Source organism: Nocardia sp. NPDC059691 (assembly GCF_042733915.1).
Taxonomy (GTDB): Bacteria; Actinomycetota; Actinomycetes; order Mycobacteriales; family Mycobacteriaceae; genus Nocardia; species Nocardia sichangensis.
The window spans coordinates 278,761-298,783 of record NZ_JBHWFB010000008.1; the positions used below are offsets into that span (position 1 = coordinate 278,761).

Here is a 20,023-nt window from a genome sequence, read left to right on the forward strand (position 1 = left end):
TGCAAGATCACATCCAACCGCAGCGGCGAATCTCACCACACTTCGGCCCCGACGCCGAGCGATGACGACGACCGGCGTGTCGCGGCAGGCCACGAGGGGTCGTGGCGGCGTGGTCAACGACTGGTCCGCGCGACGCGCGCGGACTTACGCGCGCCCGAGGGCAGTGCCGCCCTCGCGAGGTCGGCCGCGCCGATCATGCCCGCGGCCTCACCCAGTTGGGTGGTTCGTATGCGGGCCAGCGGCCGGTGTCCCGCGCCCGTGATCGCGCGCGCGTACTCTTCCCGCGCCTCGTCCAGGAACAACGGCGCCGAACTGCTCACGCCGCCCGCGATGACCACCAGGTCCGGATCGAAGATGTCGCTGACGAACGCCAGCCCGAGCCCGAGCCAGCGCGCGAAGTCGGCCATCACCCGCACGGCGAGCGGGTCGCCGTCCTGCGCGGCGCCCGCGACCCGCCGTCCGGTCAGCGAGCCGGGATCGCGTGCCACATCCCTGGCCAGCACGGAGCGCAGGGTATCGCTGGCCAGCATCTCGATCGCGGTCTCTGCCAAAGCGGTTCCGCTGCAGTAGCGCTCCCAGCACCCGCGTTTGCCGCACGGACAGGGCCGCCCCTGCGGAACGACTTGCAGATGACCCAGTTCGGGTGCGACGCCGTGCGTGCCCCGATACAGCTGGCCGTCGATCAGCAGGGCGGCGCCGATGCCGGTGCCGATCGCGATCAGCACCACGTTGTGCCCGCCCGCGGCGGCGCCGAACCGATACTCGGCCCACATCGCCGCGTTGGCGTCGTGTTCCAGGATCACCGGCAGTTCCAGCCGTTCGGTGAGACGCTGGGCGACCGGGGCGTCCTGCCAGGGTAGATGCGGGGCGAACCGGACGGTGGAGCGATCGCCGTTGATGAACCCGGCGACCGCGAGGCCGACCGCGCCGATGGGATGCCTGCCGGACAGGTCGCGCACGGCCCGGTCCAGCGCGTCCTCCAGCGCTCGCGCGGAATGCGGCGTCGGCGCCTGGACCGTGTCCAGCACCTCGCCGCTGTCATCGATCACCGACGCCCGAATGTTGGTGCCGCCGACGTCTATTCCGACGGTCAGCGGTCGCGTACCGGCCATCTGGTGCGTCATACCTTGATCGTCACGGGAATGTCGACGTAACGGGGACCGTCGTCGTCCCCGGGCCGGCCATGGCGATGCGGCGCGCCGGTCTCCGGGTCGGCTTCGGTGGGCATGACGGGTTCGACCGGCACTCCGGCCAGCGCCTCGCGCAGCACGGTGACGATCGCGGTGCCGTGCTCGGCGACCGCGGCCAGCACGTCGTGGTGCTCCCCGCGCACCAGCGCCGCGGCCGCGCACACCGGACACCAGCTGCAGTTGGACCACTCGACCTGTCCGTCGGCCGCGCGCCGCAGCACCGGCTCGACCCGTTCCAGCACCGCCTCGGCCAGCAGCTTCAATTCCTCGGCGAATTCGGCGACACCGTCCGGCGCGGTGTGGCCGCCGACCTCCTCGCCCCTGGGCGAGTGCGGATCACCGGTCATGGTCGCGACTTTCGGACGCGTGCGCCCAGACCCGCGGATCGGGCCGGAAGCGGACCACCAGGTATCCGTCATCGAGTTCGGCGCCGTCGACCGTGCACCGCCGCAATACCGGCGCCAGGCCAACCCGGCGCCGGACACCGTCCGCTCCCACGATCAAATCGTCCTCCACTCGGCCAAGGCGCAATGTGGCGGCGTCGACCACCGGCAGGTGCATGCGCAGCGCGTACACCGACTGCAATCCGGTGCCGGATTCCAGGAGAACCAGCGGTTCGCCGGAACTCGCGTCGACCTCCGTCTGATTGTCGCTCAGCATAAGCGCAGCGTCCCCGGTGTCGCCCGCCGAGTCCATCGCGTACGACAGCGCGGCCAGCGAGTTCAGCCCGATCGGCTCCGGGCCGGTGTGCCGCGCGATCACCACCGGTATACCCGGCATCGTGCTCCGCAACTCGGCGATGACGTCGGATTGCTCGCCGCGCCGGTTCGAATACCACTGCACCGCCGGATGTTCGGCTCCGTCGGGCGTCGCGAGATCGGGCAGCACCTTGTTCACCACGACGGCGTCCAACCGCAGGCCCAGCAGCGCCGCGGCGGAGCGCACCCGCTGCGACTCGGCCACCGCGACGCGCTCGGCGAGGGTGACCAGCCGCGCCCGCGTGCGCCGGTGGTCGGCGAGCAGATCGCGAACTTCCGTGACCGCCCGCACGATTCGTTCCACCGTTGCCGCGAGCACGGCGCGCCGCAGGTCGGTGCCGACGGCGCTCATCGCCCGTGCGTGCGGTGGCCACATCCGTTCCACGTAACCTAGCAGCGTGCCGGGCGCGGTGACGATGCGCAGCATGTCCGCCGAGGGCGGGCAGTCGACGACGATCAGATCCCAGTCGTCCTCGGCGGCGAACTGGGCGATCTCCACCAGCATCAGCAGTTCCTGCACGCCGGGCAATCCGGTCAGTTCCGCCGGGTCCAGCGCGGCGAGGTCGAAACCGTGCTCGTGCCCGCGGCCGGCCGAGATCACCCGCACCACGTCGCGGAACCGGTCCTCGAGCAGCGCGAGCGAATCGATCTCGATCACGTCCAGTCCGGGCAGCACGGTGGCGACGCCGGTGACGGTGCCCGGATCGTGCGGGAAGCGGAAGCCGAGCGCGTCGCCGAGCGAATGCGCCTGATCCAGCGAGGCGATCAGCACGCGACGGCCCGACCTGGCCTCGGCCATGGCGGTGGCGCACGCGAGCGTGGTCTTGCCCACCCCACCCTTGCCGATGAACAGCTCGACCCGGGTCTTGTGCGCGGTCAGCCTTCGACCCGTTTCTTCAGTTCCTTCAGCGCGGTGTCGGTGATCACTTTCTCGGCCTTGCGCTTGAACATGCCGATCATCGGGATGTTCAGGTCGACGGTGAGCGTGTAGACGACCTCGGTGCCGCCGGGCCGATCGATCAGCTCGTAGGTGCCGTTCTGCGCCTTCTGCAACTCGCCGCTGAGCAGCCGCCAGCTGACCGCCTTACGGTCGGCGCGCCACTCGTAGGACAGGACGTAGGTGTCCTTGACCACCCCGGCGTCCAACACGAACCGCGCGGTCTTGGCCAGACCGTCCGGCCCCACCTCCAGCACCTCCACCGACTTCGCCGCGGATACCCACTCGGGATAGGACTCCAGATCGGCGATGACGGACATCACCTGCTGCGACGGGGCCTCGATGACGATCGATCTCTGGGTCCGGTCGGCCATGCGGACAGCGGTTCCTTTCAGCGTCGGTGCTGGTAGATCAAGGCTGGAGCGCGGGACTGACACCGGCGGGGCGGCCCGCCTCCAGCCGGGACTTCACCTCGAACGACATGTTCTTGCCCGCGACCCGGCGCGCCCGGTTGGCGGCGGCGAGCTTGCCCGCGGGCAGCGCGGGCTCCGGCTCGGCGTGCAGGAAGTAGTGCAGGATCACCCCGTCGAGCGCGGGCTCCAGCCACACCTCCATGGTCCCCGTCAGGCCACCGGACACCGACCAGCGGATACCCTTCTCGGCTCGATCCTCACGGACATCCAGGGCCAGGTCGGGCCACCAACGGCGCCAATTGTTCGGTCCCGCCAGCAGCTCGGCCACGGCGGCCCCCGGTGCGGCGACGAAGGTCTGATCTGCGACCTGGATACTGCTCACTCCGCTGAGCGTAGTAGATGCGACGCGGATCACCGCAGCAGCTGTCGCAGGCGCGCGCCCAAGCTGTCCCAGCGCCACTGCTGCTCGACGAACGCGCGGCCCGCCGCGCCCATCCGCGCGGCGGCATCCCGGTCGGACAGAATGTCCACCAGGGCGTCGGCGATCTGCTGCACGGAACGCCCGTCCACCACGCGACCGGTCTTGCCCTCGATCACCGTCTCCGGCGCGCCGCCGGAGTTACCCGCCACCACCGGGACACCGGACGCCGACGCCTCCAGGTAGACGATGCCGAGCCCCTCCACATCCAGCCCCGCGCCCCTGGTCCGGCACGGCATCGCGAAGACGTCCGCCAGCGTGTGATGCGCGGCCAACTCACCGGACGGGACGCGGCCGGTGAACACCACGTCCTCGGTGACGCCCGCGGCGACCGCCAGGGCGCGCAGCTTGTCCTCGAAGGGGCCGCCGCCCGCGATCACCAGGACCGCGCCCGGCACACGCTCACGGATATCGCGCATCGCCAGGATCAGCGCGTCCTGCCCCTTGCGCGGCACCAGCCGGGACAGGCACAGAATGGTCGGCCGGTCGCCGAGGCCGTATCGTTCGCGCAGTTCGGCCCGCGCGGCCGGATCCGGGCGGAAGACCTCGGAGTCCACCCCGGGCGGCAGATACTCGAGCGCCGCGTTCGAGCCGAACGCGGACGCGAACCGGCGGCGGGTATAGCGGCTGACGTAGGTGACCACATCGGTGTGCTCGCCGATGGCACGCAGCGCCTGCCTGGCCCCCGGCAGCATCGACCAGCCGACCTCGTGGCCGTGGGTACTGGCCAGAATCCGTTCCGCGCCCGCGCGACGCAGCGCGGGCGACAGCAGCGCCAGCGGCGCCGCGGCCCCGAACCACACCGTGTCGCACTGCTCGCTGCGCAACAGTCGCGCGGCTCTGCGCAGCACCAGCGGAGTCGGCAGCATCAGCGTGGTGGGATGGCGAATGACCTGGAACTTCTGCCGGGCATCGAACTTCAGATGGCTGTCGCCACGCCAGCGCGGAGCGTAGACCACCAGGTCGTCCGGCGGCAGCTCACCAGCCAACGCCTGCAGATACGACTGGATACCGCCCGGCCGCGGCGGGAAATCATTGGTAACCAGCAGAGTTCGAGCCATGCGCAACAAAATACTGGGTCTGATTTGCAGCGCCTGCGGCGCTGCGTGTTCGCGGCCCCTTTGTGGCCGCGAACGGAAGAGGCTCGGTCTCGCTTCGCTCCAGTTGCCACGCGACGCCTTCCTATTCCGCGCCGACGTCCGCTGACCCTGCGTAACGGGTGCGGTACCGGTGCGCTCGCGGCTGTCGGTAGGGGTCAGGCGGTTCGGGTTCGGAGCCACTCGCGCCAGTCGTCGACGAAATCGGCGCGGGGGGTGCCGAGGACTTCGCGGAGGATGCCGTCTTCGGTGGTGGGGTCCTGTTTGCCCGCCGCGATGCGGTGGTAGAGCTGGACGAGGCGGGCTCGGTCGTACTTCTCGGCGACGAAGGCGCAGATCGACCAGGCCTTTTCGTATGTGAAGGCGGCGTCGGGGCCGGAGAAGTCGGTGTCGGGCGGCAGATCCTCGGGGATCCGGCCCGCGTGGGCATGCGCGGTGAGCGTGGGAGCGATGTCGGAGAACCGCTGGTCCTCCCCGTGGTGCGCGGTGTAGTCGGCGAAACCCTCCAGCATCCACAGCGGGGCGCCGTCGACGGTGTCGGCGCGAGCGGCGATGTGGGTGAGTTCATGCCGCAGCAGGGTGGCCATGCCCTCGGGATCGAGGCGGCGTCCGGTGTCGGGGCCGAAGACGACGCGCTGGCCGGTGGGCCGACTGCCCGCCGTGAACGGATCGGCGACGGAGGCGGCGGCGACTTCGGTCGGCAGGAGACCGGGTGAGCGCAGCAGGGCCGCGAACTCGGAGGGCGACGAGGCGACGACGACCAGCGCGGACTGCGCCCAGCCGGGACCCCAGACGTCGGTCACCGCGGCGGTGGCCTCGGCGAGTTCACGTTCCAGCACGTCGATTTCGATCCGCTGGTCGGGATGGCCGACGACCAGGGATCGTCCCCCGTCTCCGGTCGGCACTTGGCGGGCGATGATCGACCCGAACGGTTCGACGATGCGCCGCACCTCGGCCAGCCGGGGATCGGTGGCCGCCGCCTGACCCACCGCCTCGGTCGCTCCCGGCTCCGCGGCCCGCAGTTTCGGCAGCACCGTGTTCGGCAACATGATCAGCGCGACGCACACGCCGGTGAGTGCCACCACCATCGCGACGGTGAGACAGAACTCGAAGCGTCGCCGGGCCGAGCACCACGCGCGCAATCTCCGCATGCCGTTCATCGGCGCGCCCTGGCGGGGGATACGGCTGTGCGGCCGACGGGGTAGGCGCCGCGCCGCCCGCCCGGGTGGGTCACCGTTGCCCGTCGCGGGTTGGCTGGGCTTCGAGTACTGCGGTGCCGCTGGTTGGCTCGCTCACGGCCTCTAGTATCGCCGAGCCGAATGGAACGGCGTCGAGCTCATGGGTGCGACCGCGACGGGCACGCCGAAGGTGGAGGCGTGCAGCATGAGCCCGTTGCCCGCGTAGATGCCGACGTGCGAGATGTCGGAGTAGAAGAACACGACGTCGCCGGGCTGCAGATCCTCCTTGGCCACGGGTGTGCCGTAGGTGGCCTGCTGCGAGCTCGTCCGGGGCACGTTCTTGCCGACCTGCTTGAACGCCCACTGGACGAGGCCGGAGCAGTCGAACTGGTCCGGACCGGTGGCGCCCCAGACGTAAGGGTCGCCGATCCGGGTGAGACCGGCCGCCAGCGCGCTGGTCCCGCTGCCGGGGACGAGGCCCTGCAAGAGACTGTCCCGGTCGAAGCCGGGCGGGAACGGCGATCCGGCGAGGGCCGACTTGTCCTTGGCCGACAGCGACCCCCAAGCCTGCACCACCTGGGCGATGGCGCCGCCGAGGTCGCTGCGCTTGTGCTCCAGTTCGATGCGCACCGCCTCGGCTTTCTGCGCGGCGGAACGGGCGGCGTCGGCGGCGGTGCGGGCCGCCGATTCGGCGGCGGTCGCGGCGTCGGTGGCCTTCGAGTAGTGGTCGAGCTGCTCGGAGGTCTGCGCGGACACCACGTCCAGCGTGGACATCTGGTCGAGCAGTTGCTGCGGTGAGTCGCTGACCAGCACGGCGAACAGGCGGTTGGTGCGGGCGCCCTGGTAGGCGGCGATCGCGGTGCGGTCGATGACCGGTCGATACCGGCGGATCTCGTCCCTGGCCTGGTTCACCAGGTCGGTGCTGGCGGCCAGCCGAGCGTCGGCGTCACGCTGGACGGCGAGCTTCGCGTCCAACTCGGCTTCCACGCCCAGAGCTTGCTGGTTGAGCTGTTCGGACTGACGAGACAGATCGATCATCCGCTGCACCGCCTCCGTGGCGGTGGAGGGAAGCGCCACCGGATCCGCTCCGGCCGGGCCGCCGCCGTAGAGACCGGCGGCCAGCAATCCCGCTGCCAGCGTCCCTCCCACCAGACGTTTGGTCTGCTGTCCCCGGTGATGCTCAGCCACAGCCCGCGGTGCCCCGTTCTCTCGTGCAGCGATCTCTCGCGAAACCGACGCGGAAGCCTTCGACGAACCCCGAGGTTTGCGCCGGGCGAACCCGGGGTAATCGGTGGAAGGTCTCGGTTAGGTTACGGAACGGCCCTCATCGATGTCCAGTAGAGAACGAATTGATCACAGGGCCGTGGTGCGGTCGGGCCGCGATCTCGCGGCCCGACCAGCTGCTGCTCAGAAGCGGCGAGCGCCTGCGATCGGCATGGAGGAGATCGGCGCCACCTTCACGGGCTGGCCCGAGGTGGACGCGTGCACGACGTTGCCGTCACCGGCGTAGAGGCCGGAGTGGCCGCCGCCGTAGAACGAGACGAGGTCGCCGGGGCGCAGATCGTCCAGGGACACGGGGCTGCCCGCGGCGAGCTGGGCGCCGCTGGTGCGGGGCAGTTCGATGCCCGCTTGGCGGTAGGACCACTGGACCAGGCCGGAGCAGTCGAACGCGTCCGGGCCCGCGGCGCCGTAGACGTACGGCGAGCCGACCTTGCTCAGGGCGGCGTCCAGCGCGATGTCACCGGAGGCCTTGGGTGCGACGAAGGGCAGGGGAGCGGGGCCGGGCAGCTCGACGCCCGGAATGCCCGGCGGAACCGGCAGCTCGTTCGGAACGTCGAAGGTTCCCACGCCGGGGACGGTCACCGGCTGGGCCGACGCGGGGGCTGCGGGCAGCAGGAACGCGCCGATGGTGGCAGCGCCGACGGCCCCGGCGGCAACAGCGCGCTTCGCCTGACGCTTGGCGGCGTTGGTCGTCATGATGCGGTACTCCCAATCTGCCTCACGACGCCGCACCCGGTGGTGCCGCGGACTTCGTCGGCGCCGCACCGGTCGGCGCGGCGGGACTCCGTGAGGTCTCGAAAAGGTTACGAACACATCACGGTCGTTTGTAAAGCGTCGACGAAGCGAAATGGGGTTGCTCAACAATTTCACCGGCTAATGGATGTGAGATGCGTCCCACCGAATCACGAAAAGATAACGGCGGGGTAATCGTGCGAGAGCGCGCCTTCGAGCAGGGTCGCGCGGCGGGGTGGACCGGTCGGCTACCCCGGGTGGGTCTGCGGAGTGTTTTCCCAGGTAGTGGCGGATAATGTGCCATAGGTTCCGATATGGTCGGTCGTTCGTACACCGTAGAGCCGGGGGTTGCCGACACGCCCGGGGTCGGCAGATCGCTTTTCGCGGGACTCGCCGCAATGTTTGATACAGTTTTGAACCGTATGTGATCTGAGTCTCTTTTCCGCATTTCTAGATCATTTCCCGGGTATCGCCCCGAAATCTCCACGGTGTCATTCGGACATTTCGCGGCGTATTCGCGTGCTCGGTTCCTGTCGGACCGTGGCCCTACGCTGCTCGCCGTGTCCGATCCCGTGCCGCGCCCGGCCGTCCAGCAGCTGGCTTTCGACGAGCTCGACACCCCCTTGTACGACACGACTTTCGTGGTCGTGGACCTGGAGACCACCGGGACCAGTCCCGGGGCCGACGGCATCACCGAGATCGGAGCGGTGAAGGTGCGCGGCGGGGAGGTGCTCGGCGAATTCGCGACACTGGTCAACCCGGGACGAGCGATACCGCCCGCGATCGTGCACGTCACGGGCATCACCACCGCGATGGTGTACGCCGCGCCGCGCATCGAGGCGGTGCTGCCCGGCTTCCTGGAGTTCGCCGCGGGCGCGGTGCTGGTCGCGCACAACGCACGGTTCGACATGGCGTTCCTGCGTGCCGCCGCGGCGCAGTGCGACACCGCATGGCCGGCCGCGCAGGTGCTGTGCACCGTGAAACTGGCGCGACGGGTGCTCGGGCGCGACGAGGCGCCTTCCGTGCGGCTGGGTTCGCTGGCCCGGCTGCTCGGCGCCACCACGCAGCCGACGCACCGGGCACTGCAAGACGCGCGCGCGACCGTCGACGTGCTGCACGCCCTGATCGCGCGGGTCGGGAACCAAGGTGTCCACAGTCTCACCGAGCTGCTCGACTACTTGCCCGACGTCACGCCCCGGCAGCGCTCCAAACGCGTCCTCGCGGCCGATCTCCCCGCCGCTCCGGGGGTGTATTTGTTCCGCGGTCCCTCGGACGAAGTCCTATATATAGGCACGGCTGTGAACCTGCGCCGCCGCGTCCGTAACTACTTCACCGGTTCGGAGACCAGAGGGCGGATGAAAGAGATGGTCTCGCTGGCGATTCGGGTCGACCACGTGGTGTGCGCGCACGCGCTCGAGGCGGGGGTGCGCGAACTGCGGCTGTTGGTTGCGCACACCCCGCCCTACAACCGCCGGTCGAAATTCCCGAAACGGGCCTGGTGGCTCACTCTCACCGACGAGCCGTTCCCGCGGTTCTCGGTGGTGCGCGAGCCCGGCCGGGACGCGCTGGGGCCGTTCCACTCCCGCAACGACGCCGCCGACCTGGGCGTGATCATCGCCGAATTCACCGGGTTGCGCACTTGCACGGCACGGCTGTCAAGGAACGCGGCGCACGAGTGCCCGCCCGCCCTGGTCGGCGGCTGTCCGGCGGGCTCCCAGGGAAAGCCGCTGAACATGGCGCAGTACGCGCCCGCGCCCGCGCTCGTGCGCGCGTTGTTCGCCGGGCGCAGCGACGCGCCGATCCGGTTCATGCTCGACCGCATCGAAACTCATTCGCGCGCGGAACATTTCGAGGCGGCGGCGCGGCTGCGCGATCGCGCGGCGCGAGTGGTGCGCGCGCTGCGGCGCACCCAGCGACTGGCCGCGGTGGCGCGCATCGCCGAGCTGATCGCCGCGCATCCCGACGGTGACGGCGGGTGGGAGTTCGCGGTCATCCGGTACGGCCGCCTGGCCGGTTCCGGTACCGCCCAGAGGGGCGTGCCGCCGATGCCCATCGTGGAGCAGATCGTGGCCGCCGCCGAAACAGTGGTTCCGGCCGGGGTCGCCGGACCGCATGTGCAGGACCACGCCAGGTCTCCGGTCGAGAACCCCCCGCCTTTACGCGGCGCGTCCCCCGAGGAAGTGGCGCTGGTCGTACGCTGGCTGGCCCGGCCCGGCGTCCGCATCGTGCGGACCACGGACGGGTATCACGAGCCGCTCTTCGGCGCGGCGCGCTGGCTGGGCTGGGCGGAACTGGCCGACGCGGCGGTCCGCGCCCAACCGACCGAGGAAGGTTATCTGGACCGCTTAGGCTGAGCGTCATGATTACCGCGATCGTCTTGATCCACGCCGACAACGGCCGCATCCCGGAGACCGCGCAGGCGGTCGCGGACACCGACGGCGTCGCCGAGGTCTACTCCTGCGCGGGTGACGTGGACCTGATCGCGATCGTGCGGGTACGTGACCACGAGCAGATCGCCGATGTGGTGACCGGCCGGATCGACAAGACACCGGGTGTCCTGCGCACCACGACCCATATCGCGTTCAAGTCGTATTCGCGCGCCGAAGTGGAGGCGGCGTTCTCGCTCGGCGAATAGTCCCTCAGTCCCGCACCCGGACACTGCGCACGGCGAAATAGGCGCCGTCGTTCGGTGGCAGCACGACGACGTCGCCCGAGCAGTCCGGCGACTCGTACAAGTGCGCGACTCCATCGGTGCGGTTGCGGATCTCCACGTCGGACCCGTCGCCGACCTCGACGCAGCCGACCGGGTTCTCGTACACGACGCCGTCGGCGAACAAAACGCCTCCGGCCGCATTCGCTCCTGGGGCGGCGGCGATGCCTGCGGTGGCGAGGACGGCGAGTAGCGGAACGAAAAGTCGCATGTCGGTGCTCCTCGTCGGTCGAACCGATCGGCGCGGTGCCCGACTCGGCATGCGCCGAATTGTCCGGCCGACGTTACCGGCCGCGACGATCGCGGCCGCGGCCCTCGCTCAGGTCAGCGTGTCGGCGCGTGTTCCCAGCGGCGATGTCGGAGAGCATCGGCACGGCCAGGTCGGCGCCGAAGCCGCGGCAGCGTGCACGAGCCGGGCATCGCTGCGGGCACCGAGCCAGCCCGCGTCAGTTGTCGCCGAGCGTCTGCGTCAGCTTCGCCCAGCGCTCCAGCAACGCCGTGGCGGCGCCCGTGTCGATCGCCTCGGCGGCGCGCTCGACGCCCGCCGCGAGCGCGGCGTGCAGGTCGGAGTCGGGATCGCCGACGCCGCGCGACCAGTCGTAGGTCAGGATCGCGGCGGCCGAATTCAGCAGGACCGCGTCCCGGACCGCGCCACCACGACCGGCGAGCACGTCGCGGGCCACGCCCGCGTTCACCTCGCTGTCGCCGCCGCGCAGCGCGTCCAGATCGACCCGCGGGATGCCTATGCGGGTCGGATCGATGGTGGCCCGGCGCGTTCGTCCACCCGACACGATCCACGCCTCGGTGGTGTCCGAGGTGGTGATCTCGTCGAGGCCGTCGTTGCCGCGCACCACCAGCGCGCTCGCGCCGCGTTCGGCGAACACGCCAGCGATCACGGGCAGCAGGTCGGCGAACGCGCAGCCGACCAGCCCGGCGCGCGGCTGCGCGGGGTTGGTCAGCGGCCCCAGCACGTTGAAGACGGTCGGGATGCCGATCTGGCTGCGCGCCGCGCCCGCGTACCTCAGGGCGGGATGGAACACGGCCGCGAAGCAGAAACCGATGCCGACTTCCCGCACGCAGCGAGCCACCGCCTCGGGACCGAGGGCGAGCTTCACGCCCAGCGCCTCCAGCACATCGGCGCCGCCGCTCTTCGACGACGCGGCCCGGTTCCCGTGCTTGACCACGGGCACCCCCGCCGCGGCCACCACGATCGAGGACATGGTGGAGATGTTCACCGAGCCGGACCGGTCGCCTCCGGTGCCGACGATGTCGACCGCGTCGCCATCGATCCGCACCAGCCGGGCGTGCTCGAGCATGCCGCTGGCCAGGCCGGTCAGCTCGGCGGGCGTGGGTCCCTTGATCTTCATGGCGACGCCGAACGCGGCGATCTGCGCGGGGGTGGCGTTGTCGGACATGATCTCGCTCATCGCCCACGCCGTGTCGTCCGCGGCCAGGTCGCCACCGTCGGCGAGGGTTCCGAGCACCTGGGGCCAGCTGCGCACGCTCATTCCACACTTCTCCCGTCACACTGGTTCGCGCACCAGTTTGTCCGCAAGCAGCCTAGCTGTGTTAGTTCTTCCAGCGCCTGCGGCGCTGGGTGTTCGCGGCCCCTTTATGGCTCGCGTGTGCGCGACCGCCGCTTGCTCCTTCGTCGCCTACGCGGCGGCCGCGCACACGCGAGCCGGGCCGCGAACGGCGGATGCTCGGTCTCGCTTCGCTCGAAAGACGTGGTTGGGGTGCGCTGGGCGCGTTGGTGGTCGAAGTCGGGCGGGGCGCGCGGTTCGGGAGTTGTGTTCGCTCGGCCACGGCTTCGTCACACGTGCGAGTTGTCGCTGCCGGAGTCGTCGGGGAACCCGGGTCGGCAGGGCTGTTACGGCTGTGGGCTCGGTTGCAGGGCGTCCCAGCCGTCGGCGTGGCCGTCGTGACGTTGGGCGAGACCGGCCATGCGGGAGCGCTCCTGGGAGCAGTGCAGGGCGTCGAGCAGTTGCACGCGCCGCAGGATCAGCGGCTCGAACTCGTCGGTGCCCGGGCCGCTCACCTGCGGTGCGGGGGAGTAGCCCTCCTGCGCGGCGAGCGCGCAGACGGCCTGCACGTGCCGGGGCGGGATGCGCAGGTGATGCCGCAGCACGGCGGGAGCATCCGGTGCCAGTCCGGTCGCGCGCGCCAGCGCGGCCGAACACGCCTCCGCGTCGTCGAAGCTCGACGCGACCACGACCAGGTCCGCCCGGTCCGGGTCGAGAGCGGTGACCCGGTCCCGCCGGAACAGTCGCCGCCACAGTCCCGGCGTCGCCTTCACCTTCATCTCAGCTTCTCCTTACCCTCGCCTGTCATGCTGGCCGGGCGTTCGTCCGCGCGTCCGACTCGTTCCCGGTTCGCGCATCCGGCTCGTACCGGCCCTGCCTGGTCGAGAGCCCGCTCTCCCTGCGTTTTCCGACACGGAGGAACGAGTTTCGTACCCGGCTACTGCCGTCGTACTACGACGAGTCATACTTACCCCCGTGACGACCGCAGTAGGGACCCCAGGATCGGCCATTACCCAGCGTGTGCATTCGCTGAACCGGCCCAACATGGTCAGCGTCGGTACCATCATCTGGCTGTCGAGCGAGCTGATGTTCTTCGCCGGCCTGTTCGCGATGTACTTCGTCGCCCGCGCCCAGGCGCACGGTAACTGGCCGCCGGAGCCGACCGAGCTGAACCTGAAGCTCGCAGTGCCGGTCACGACCGTGCTGGTCGCGTCGTCGTTCACCTGCCAGATGGGCGTGTTCGCCGCGGAGAAGGGCGACGTGTTCGGCCTGCGCCGCTGGTACGTCATCACTCTGATCATGGGCGCGTTCTTCGTCGGCGGCCAGGGCTACGAGTACATGAACCTCGCGCACGAGGGCACCACGATCTCCAGCAGCTCCTACGGCTCGGTGTTCTTCATCACCACCGGCTTCCACGGTCTGCACGTCATCGGCGGTCTGATCGCGTTCGTGTTCCTGCTCATGCGCACAAAGGTCAGCAAGTTCACCCCCGCGCAGGCCACCGCCGCGATCGTCGTCTCCTACTACTGGCACTTCGTCGACATCGTGTGGATCGGGTTGTTCGCCACGATCTACTTCGTCCGCTGATCGTGGTCGCCGCGCCGCCTCGGCGGGCGCGGCGCGACCCGAGATCTTTCGCACAAGTCGGTTCCGTCTACTCCAAAGGGACACAGATGAGTTCATCTCCCCCGTCAGCGCCAGAGCCCGCCAGCCCCGGGAACGGCCAGGCCAGCAAGACGCGCAGGCAGCGGCGCGTTCGCCGTCGCATCGCGGGCGGACTTGCGCTGCTGGTGGGCCTCGTCGGAGCAGGCTTCCTGGCATCGGCCCTCACGCCGGACCCGCAGCGGGCCACCGCGCACGAGGACCAGTCCGCGCTCATCCGCGAGGGCGAGCAGCTCTACGACACGTCCTGCATCACCTGCCACGGCGCGAACCTGCAGGGTGTGGCCGACCGTGGTCCCAGCCTGATCGGCGTCGGCGAGGCCGCGGTCTACTTCCAGGTGTCCTCCGGCCGCATGCCGATGGCCCGTAACGAGGCCCAGGCGCAGCGCAAGCCGCCGAAGTTCGACGCCCACCAGACCGACGCGCTGAGCGCGTTCGTGGCTGCCCACGGCGGCGGTCCGACCGTGGTCCGCGACGCCAACGGCGAGGTCGCCCAGGAGTCGATGCGCGGCGACGACATCGCCCGCGGCTCGGAGCTGTTCCGCATGAACTGCGCGTCCTGCCACAACTTCACCGGACGCGGCGGCGCGCTGTCCTCCGGTAAGTTCGCGCCGCCGCTGGAACCGGCGAGCGAGCAGCAGATCTACGCCGCGATGATCACCGGCCCGCAGAACATGCCGAAGTTCTCCGATCGCCAGCTGAGCGCGGAGGAGAAGCGCGACATCATCGCCTACGTCAAGAACGCGACCGAGGAGCACAGCCCGGGCGGCTGGGATCTCGGCGGATTCGGTCCCGCGACCGAGGGCCTGGCCATCTGGGTGGTCGGCATCACGCTCGTCGTCGGCGCCGCGATGTGGATCGGATCCAGGTCATGAGCAATAGCGAGAAGGAGCGAGACGACATGGGTCGGCCGGATGAGGGCCACGACGCGCATCTGTCGAAGGAGCAGTCGGTGAACGCCAACCCGGCGGAGCCCACCGAGGCGGACCTCGACAAGATGTCGCGCGACGAGCTGGTCAAGCTCGGTACCGAGCGCGACGGCGTCGACGTCGCCTACCGCCGCGAGCGCTTCCCGATCCCCGGGACCCGGGCGGAGAAGCGCGCCGAGCGCGCGGTCACCTTCTGGTTCGCCGTGTCCGGCATCGCGGCCGCGGCGCTGGTCGGTGTGTTCCTGTTCTGGCCGTGGGAGTTCAAGGCCAAGGACGAGGAGGGCCACGGGCTCTACTCGCTGTTCACCCCGCTGGTCGGCCTGACCTTCGGCATCTCGGTGCTGGTCATCGGCGTCGCGGTGGTGCTGATCCGCAAGCTGTTCATCCCCGCCGAACTCTCCATCCAGGAGCGGCACGACGGTCCGTCGCCGGAGGTCGAGCGCCGCACCCTGGTCGCCGAGCTGCAGGACGCGCTGGACACCTCCACGCTCGGCCGCCGCAAGATGATCACCCGCACCGCGGGCGCGGGCGTCGGTGTACTCGGCGTCGGCGCGCTGCTGGTGTTCGTCGGCGGTCTGATCAAGAACCCGTGGGCCAAGGGCGACAAGTCGCCGCTGTGGGTCTCCGGCTGGACCCCGGACTACCCGGGCGAGACCATCTACATCCGCCGCGACACCGGTCGCCCGGAGGACGTGGTGCTGGTGCGTCCGGAGGACCTGGACGCGGGCGCCATGGAGACGGTGTTCCCGTGGAAGGAGAAGTGGCGCGGTGACGAGCACGCGACCCTGCAGTCGCTGCGCGGCATCCGCAACGCCGTCATGCTGATCCGCCTGCGTACCGAGGACGCGCAGAAGGCGATCAAGCGCAAGGGTCAGGAGAGCTTCAACTACGGCGACTACTTCGCCTACTCGAAGATCTGCACCCACCTCGGCTGCCCGACCTCGCTGTTCGAGCAGCAGACCAACCGGATCCTGTGCCCCTGCCACCAGTCGCAGTTCTCCGCGACCGAATGGGGCAAGCCGGTCTTCGGTCCCGCCGCTCGCGCGCTGCCGCAGCTGCCGATCACCGTCAACGCTGAGGGCTTCCTGGTCGCCAACGGCGACTTCATCGAGCCGCTCGGCCCGGCCTACTGGGAGCGCCGTTCATGAGTCCTTCAGTCGCAGCCCAAGCCAGCGAGGCGGACGAGCGCTACCGCGCCGCCGCGTTCATGAAGCGGTCGATCAACAAGGTCTTCCCGACGCATTGGTCGTTCCTGCTCGGCGAGATCGCGCTCTACAGCTTCATCATCCTGCTGCTGTCGGGCGTCTACCTGACCTTGTTCTTCGATCCCTCGATGAGCGAGGTCGTCTACAACGGCGCCTACCAGCCGCTGCGCGGCGTGACCATGTCGCGCGCCTACGAGACCGCGCTGAACATCACCTTCGAGGTCCGCGGCGGTCTGTTCGTCCGCCAGGTCCACCACTGGGCGGCCCTGCTGTTCGCGGCGTCGATCATCATCCACCTGTTCCGTATCTTCTTCACCGGCGCGTTCCGCAAGCCGCGTGAGGCGAACTGGGTGATCGGCTCGCTGCTGCTGATCCTGGCGATGTTCGAGGGCTTCTTCGGTTACTCGCTGCCCGACGACCTGCTCTCCGGCACCGGCCTGCGGGCCGCGTTCGGCGGTATCACCATGAGCATCCCGATCGTCGGTACCTGGATGCACTGGCTGATCTTCGGTGGTGACTTCCCCGGCGAGATCATCATTCCGCGGCTCTACATCGCGCACGTGCTGCTGTTCCCCGGCATCATCCTGGCGTTGATCGCCGCGCACGTGGCGCTGGTGTGGTACCAGAAGCACACCCAGTTCCCCGGGCCAGGCCGCACGGAGAACAACGTGGTGGGCGCCCGGATCGTGCCGGTGTTCGCCGCCGACCAGGGCGCGTTCTTCGCCTTCACCCTCGGCATCGTGGGCATCATGGGTGGCGTGTTCCAGATCAACCCGATCTGGAACCTGGGTCCGTACAACCCGTCACAGGTGTCGGCGGGTTCGCAGCCGGACTTCTACATGATGTGGACCGACGGCATGGCGCGATTGATGCCGCCGTGGGAGCTGTACCTGGGCCGCTACACCGTGCCCGCCGTCTTCTGGGTCGCGCTGATCATGGGTCTGGTGTTCACGGTGCTGATCGCCTACCCGTGGATCGAGAAGCGGCTCACCGGCGACAACGCCGCGCATCACAACCTGTTGCAGCGTCCGCGTGACGTCCCGGTCCGGACCGCGATCGGCGCGATGGCCATCGCGTTCTATGTGGTGCTCACGCTGTCGTGCGTCAACGACATCCTCGCGCTGAAGTTCGACATCTCGCTGAACGCGACCACCTGGATCGGCCGCATCGGACTGCTCGTCGCCCCGCCGGTGGCGTACTACCTCACCTACCGGTTCTGCCTCGGCCTGCAGCGCAGCGACCGGGCGGTGCTCGAGCACGGTATCGAGACCGGTGTGATCAAGCGCCTGCCGCACGGCGAGTACATCGAGGTGCACCAGCCGCTCGGCCCGGTCGACGACCACGGCCACCCGATCCCGCTGGAGTACCAGGGCGCGCCCGTGCCGAAGAAGATGAGCAAGCTGGGTTCGGCCGGCAAGCCCGGCACCGGCAGCTTCCTGCGCGCGGATCCGCAGGAGGAGAGCGATCGGCACTTCGAGATCGAGCACGCCGAAGAGCACAAGCAGCTGAAGGTGCTGCAGCAGGCGCAGGAGGCGGCGAACGGCAAGCACGGCCACTGACGCCCCGGCCACGGAAAGCCCCGAGTCGAATACGACTCGGGGCCTTTTCGCGTCTATGCCGCCTATGTCAGAGGCGTGGCGCCGCGCGGCGTGCGGCCTCGATTGCCTCGAATTTGGCGAGGTTGTGCCGGGCGTCGGCGAGCGCGTCGTGCGCGTCCGGCGGGATCGGCGGAAGTTCGGGACGGCCGTGCGACTCCCAGTGCTGGCGCAATTCGTTGGTGTAGCGCGGCAGCGCGTTGGGCAGATCGACCATCGAGCCCCACAACTGGCACAGGGCGACGTGATCGTAGGCGGACACCCAGGCCCACAACTCCGGCTGCACGGTCGGCCGCGGCACCAGGAACGCGTACAGCTCGTCGCGGATCCGGTCGCGGCTGCGCCACAGCGGAGAGGAGGGCGAAGGCAGCTGCGGCAGTACGAATTTGCGCACCCAGGGCCCCGCACGTTCGGCATCGAATTCGGTGGACACCGCGTAGTACTCCCGGCCGTCCTCGCAGACGACGCCGATGGAGACCAGATCGATGGTCACTCCGTCCTCGATGAATTCGCAGTCATAAAAATATCTCAAGCACTGTGCCTCTCTGATATCTGCGCTGGCAGGGATTTCGGCAGCAATTGGGTGCGGAATGGCTGGTGTTCTCGTATGCAGTGTAGAAGGTCGTGCACGGAGGGCACGAGCGCGAGGGCGTGTGGCAAGGAGAGAATCCTGCCCTGGAAACTGGATAGAAGAATCCTTCGGAAATGGATTTTCGCCATATCGCCGGTATCGAGTAGGGCAACCGAAAATCCTCGAATTCCGCGATGGCGCTGAAGACGACAAATCGAACCACACGGTCTTGCTCCGCGGCGGCACCCGCTGGGCAGAACACATTCACCCTGGGTGGAGCGATTCCAGCCCTGGGACTGGGTGTCCCCAAGGGGCGTGCGGTCCGTATTCTGAAATCGTGAACTGGACCGTCGACGTACCCATCGATCGCCTGCCGGAACTGCCGCCGCTGCCCACCGAGCTGCGCAGGCGGTTGGACGACGCGCTGGCGCGGCCCGCGCTGCAGCAGCCGTCCTGGGATCCGGAGCAGGCGGCCAACATGCGCACAGTGCTGGAGAGCGTCCCGCCGATTTGCGTGCCCGCCGAGGTGGAGGAGCTGCGTGGCCAGCTGGCCGAGGTGGCCCGCGGTGAAGCGTTCCTCCTGCAAGGCGGCGACTGCGCGGAGACCTTCGCCGACAACACCGAGCCGCACATTCGCGGCAATATTCGTACTCTCCTGCAGATGGCGGTGGTGCTCACCTACGGCGCGAGCCTGCCGGTGGTGAAGGTCGCGCGGATCGCGGGCCAGTACGCCAAACCGCGCTCCTCGGACACCGATTCGCGCGGGCTCAAGTCCTACCGCGGCGACATGGTGAACTCGCTGGTCGCCGACGCCGCGCTGCGCGAGCACGACCCGTCGCGCTTGGTCCGGGCCTACGCCAACGCGAGCGCCGCGATGAACCTGGTGCGCGCGCTGACCGGCGCGGGCATGGCCGACCTGCACAAGGTGCACGACTGGAACCGTGACTTCGTGGCCAAATCGCCCGCTGGCGCGCGCTACGAGGCGCTGGCCGAGGAGATCGACCGCGGCTTGAGGTTCATGACCGCGTGCCGGGTGAACGACCCGAGCCTGAAGTCGGCCCGCATCTACGCCAGCCACGAAGCGCTCGTGCTGGACTACGAGCGCGCCATGCTGCGCCTGAGCGAGAACGCGATCGGCGAGCCGGTGCTCTACAACCTGTCGGCGCACTTCCTCTGGATCGGCGAGCGCACCCGCCAGCTCGACGGCGCGCACATCGCGTTCGCGGAACTGCTGGCCAACCCGATCGGCCTGAAGATCGGTCCGTCCACCACGCCCGAGCAGGCCGTGGAGTACGTCGAGCGGCTCGACCCGAACAACGAGCCGGGCCGGCTGACCATCGTGTCCCGCATGGGCCACAGCAAGGTCCGCGACGTGCTGCCGCCGATCATCGAGAAGGTGCAGGCCACCGGTCACCAGGTGATCTGGCAGTGCGACCCGATGCACGGCAACACCCACGAGTCGTCCACCGGCTTCAAGACCCGCCACTTCGACCGCATCGTCGACGAGGTGCAGGGCTTCTTCGAGGTGCACCACGCGCTCGGCACGCATCCCGGCGGCATGCACATCGAACTCACCGGAGAGGACGTCACCGAATGCCTCGGCGGCGCCCAGGACATCTCCGACCTCGATCTGTCCGGCCGCTACGAGACCGCCTGCGACCCCAGGCTGAACACTCAGCAGTCGCTGGAGTTGGCGTTCCTCGTCGCCGAAATGCTGCGCTGAGGTCCGATCCCCGGCCGCGCGGTCTTCCCTGACCCGCGGCC

20 protein-coding genes are annotated in these 20,023 nt (G+C 69.3%); 7 read left to right on the forward strand and 13 right to left on the reverse strand.

Annotation, left to right across the window (positions count from 1 at the left end; genetic code table 11):
• Positions 1-113: 113 nt before the first annotated feature.
• The 9 genes from ACFV2O_RS19840 to ACFV2O_RS19880 form a co-directional block, all read right to left on the reverse strand.
• Positions 114-1,124: an ROK family protein gene (locus tag ACFV2O_RS19840; RefSeq protein ID WP_355072938.1), complete on the reverse strand. Its 1,011-nt coding sequence runs from the start codon at positions 1,122-1,124 to the stop codon at positions 114-116.
• Positions 1,121-1,537 (reverse strand): hypothetical protein, encoded by a 417-nt coding sequence (locus ACFV2O_RS19845; RefSeq protein WP_379253057.1) that lies wholly within the window; start codon positions 1,535-1,537, stop codon positions 1,121-1,123. Before ACFV2O_RS19845 ends, ACFV2O_RS19840 begins: the two co-directional genes overlap by 4 nt.
• Entirely contained in the window at positions 1,527-2,828 is a 1,302-nt protein-coding gene (locus ACFV2O_RS19850) for an ArsA family ATPase (protein ID WP_379253117.1), read from the reverse strand. Before ACFV2O_RS19850 ends, ACFV2O_RS19845 begins: the two co-directional genes overlap by 11 nt.
• Positions 2,825-3,259 carry an SRPBCC family protein gene (locus ACFV2O_RS19855; protein ID WP_355072941.1) on the reverse strand — a complete coding sequence of 145 codons (435 nt, stop codon included), beginning with the start codon at positions 3,257-3,259 and terminating at the stop codon, positions 2,825-2,827. Before ACFV2O_RS19855 ends, ACFV2O_RS19850 begins: the two co-directional genes overlap by 4 nt.
• Positions 3,260-3,296: 37 nt before the next feature.
• The gene (locus ACFV2O_RS19860; RefSeq protein ID WP_379253058.1) at positions 3,297-3,680 is read right to left on the reverse strand and encodes a polyketide cyclase / dehydrase and lipid transport; all 384 of its coding nucleotides are present in this window, start codon (positions 3,678-3,680) and stop codon (positions 3,297-3,299) included.
• Between the two features lie 29 nt (positions 3,681-3,709).
• A complete protein-coding gene (locus ACFV2O_RS19865; RefSeq protein ID WP_355072945.1) occupies positions 3,710-4,837 on the reverse strand; it encodes a glycosyltransferase family 4 protein in 1,128 nt (375 codons plus the stop codon).
• A gap of 194 nt (positions 4,838-5,031) precedes the next feature.
• The gene (locus tag ACFV2O_RS19870) at positions 5,032-6,033 is read right to left on the reverse strand and encodes a hypothetical protein (protein ID WP_379253059.1); all 1,002 of its coding nucleotides are present in this window, start codon (positions 6,031-6,033) and stop codon (positions 5,032-5,034) included.
• A 141-nt stretch (positions 6,034-6,174) separates the two neighbouring features.
• Positions 6,175-7,239 (reverse strand): NlpC/P60 family protein, encoded by a 1,065-nt coding sequence (locus ACFV2O_RS19875; RefSeq protein WP_355081455.1) that lies wholly within the window; start codon positions 7,237-7,239, stop codon positions 6,175-6,177.
• A 219-nt stretch (positions 7,240-7,458) separates the two neighbouring features.
• Positions 7,459-8,028, reverse strand: a complete 570-nt coding sequence (locus ACFV2O_RS19880) for a C40 family peptidase (protein ID WP_355081457.1) — start codon at positions 8,026-8,028, stop codon at positions 7,459-7,461.
• Positions 8,029-8,624: 596 nt separating this feature from the next.
• Between ACFV2O_RS19880 and ACFV2O_RS19885 the strand changes: the two genes are divergently transcribed.
• Positions 8,625-10,418, forward strand: a complete 1,794-nt coding sequence (locus ACFV2O_RS19885) for a DEDD exonuclease domain-containing protein (RefSeq protein WP_379253060.1) — start codon at positions 8,625-8,627, stop codon at positions 10,416-10,418.
• 5 nt (positions 10,419-10,423) lie between these two features.
• On the forward strand, positions 10,424-10,699 hold the full coding sequence (locus ACFV2O_RS19890) for an Lrp/AsnC family transcriptional regulator (RefSeq protein WP_067800602.1): 276 nt from the start codon (positions 10,424-10,426) through the stop codon (positions 10,697-10,699).
• A gap of 4 nt (positions 10,700-10,703) precedes the next feature.
• Here the strand turns inward: ACFV2O_RS19890 and ACFV2O_RS19895 are convergent, their stop codons facing one another.
• From ACFV2O_RS19895 to ACFV2O_RS19905, 3 genes are all read right to left on the reverse strand, one after another.
• Positions 10,704-10,985, reverse strand: coding sequence for a hypothetical protein (locus tag ACFV2O_RS19895; RefSeq protein WP_355081461.1), 282 nt, complete (start codon positions 10,983-10,985; stop codon positions 10,704-10,706).
• Positions 10,986-11,220: 235 nt separating this feature from the next.
• Complete coding sequence (trpD, locus tag ACFV2O_RS19900) at positions 11,221-12,282, reverse strand: anthranilate phosphoribosyltransferase (RefSeq protein WP_379253061.1); 1,062 nt, start codon at positions 12,280-12,282, stop codon at positions 11,221-11,223.
• Between the two features lie 362 nt (positions 12,283-12,644).
• A complete protein-coding gene (locus ACFV2O_RS19905; RefSeq protein WP_379253062.1) occupies positions 12,645-13,076 on the reverse strand; it encodes a hypothetical protein in 432 nt (143 codons plus the stop codon).
• Between the two features lie 196 nt (positions 13,077-13,272).
• On the opposite strand from ACFV2O_RS19905, the gene ACFV2O_RS19910 reads away from it, so the two are divergent.
• The 4 genes from ACFV2O_RS19910 to ACFV2O_RS19925 all read left to right on the forward strand — a co-directional run bounded on the left by ACFV2O_RS19910 (position 13,273) and on the right by ACFV2O_RS19925 (position 17,652).
• Complete coding sequence (locus tag ACFV2O_RS19910) at positions 13,273-13,884, forward strand: heme-copper oxidase subunit III (protein ID WP_039797061.1); 612 nt, start codon at positions 13,273-13,275, stop codon at positions 13,882-13,884.
• Positions 13,885-13,970: 86 nt separating this feature from the next.
• On the forward strand, positions 13,971-14,834 hold the full coding sequence (locus ACFV2O_RS19915) for a cytochrome c (protein ID WP_355079581.1): 864 nt from the start codon (positions 13,971-13,973) through the stop codon (positions 14,832-14,834).
• A gap of 26 nt (positions 14,835-14,860) precedes the next feature.
• Positions 14,861-16,036, forward strand: a complete 1,176-nt coding sequence (locus ACFV2O_RS19920) for a ubiquinol-cytochrome c reductase iron-sulfur subunit (protein WP_355079687.1) — start codon at positions 14,861-14,863, stop codon at positions 16,034-16,036.
• Positions 16,033-17,652, forward strand: coding sequence for a ubiquinol-cytochrome c reductase cytochrome b subunit (locus ACFV2O_RS19925; protein ID WP_355079583.1), 1,620 nt, complete (start codon positions 16,033-16,035; stop codon positions 17,650-17,652). The genes ACFV2O_RS19920 and ACFV2O_RS19925 overlap by 4 nt, the downstream gene beginning before the upstream one ends.
• Before the next feature lie 67 nt (positions 17,653-17,719).
• Here the strand turns inward: ACFV2O_RS19925 and ACFV2O_RS19930 are convergent, their stop codons facing one another.
• Complete coding sequence (locus ACFV2O_RS19930) at positions 17,720-18,220, reverse strand: polyadenylate-specific 3'-exoribonuclease AS (RefSeq protein ID WP_355079585.1); 501 nt, start codon at positions 18,218-18,220, stop codon at positions 17,720-17,722.
• Between the two features lie 376 nt (positions 18,221-18,596).
• Here ACFV2O_RS19930 and ACFV2O_RS19935 point away from each other — a divergent pair, with 376 nt between their 5' ends.
• On the forward strand, positions 18,597-19,982 hold the full coding sequence (locus ACFV2O_RS19935; RefSeq protein ID WP_355079587.1) for a class II 3-deoxy-7-phosphoheptulonate synthase: 1,386 nt from the start codon (positions 18,597-18,599) through the stop codon (positions 19,980-19,982).
• The last annotated feature ends 41 nt before the right edge of the window (positions 19,983-20,023 follow it).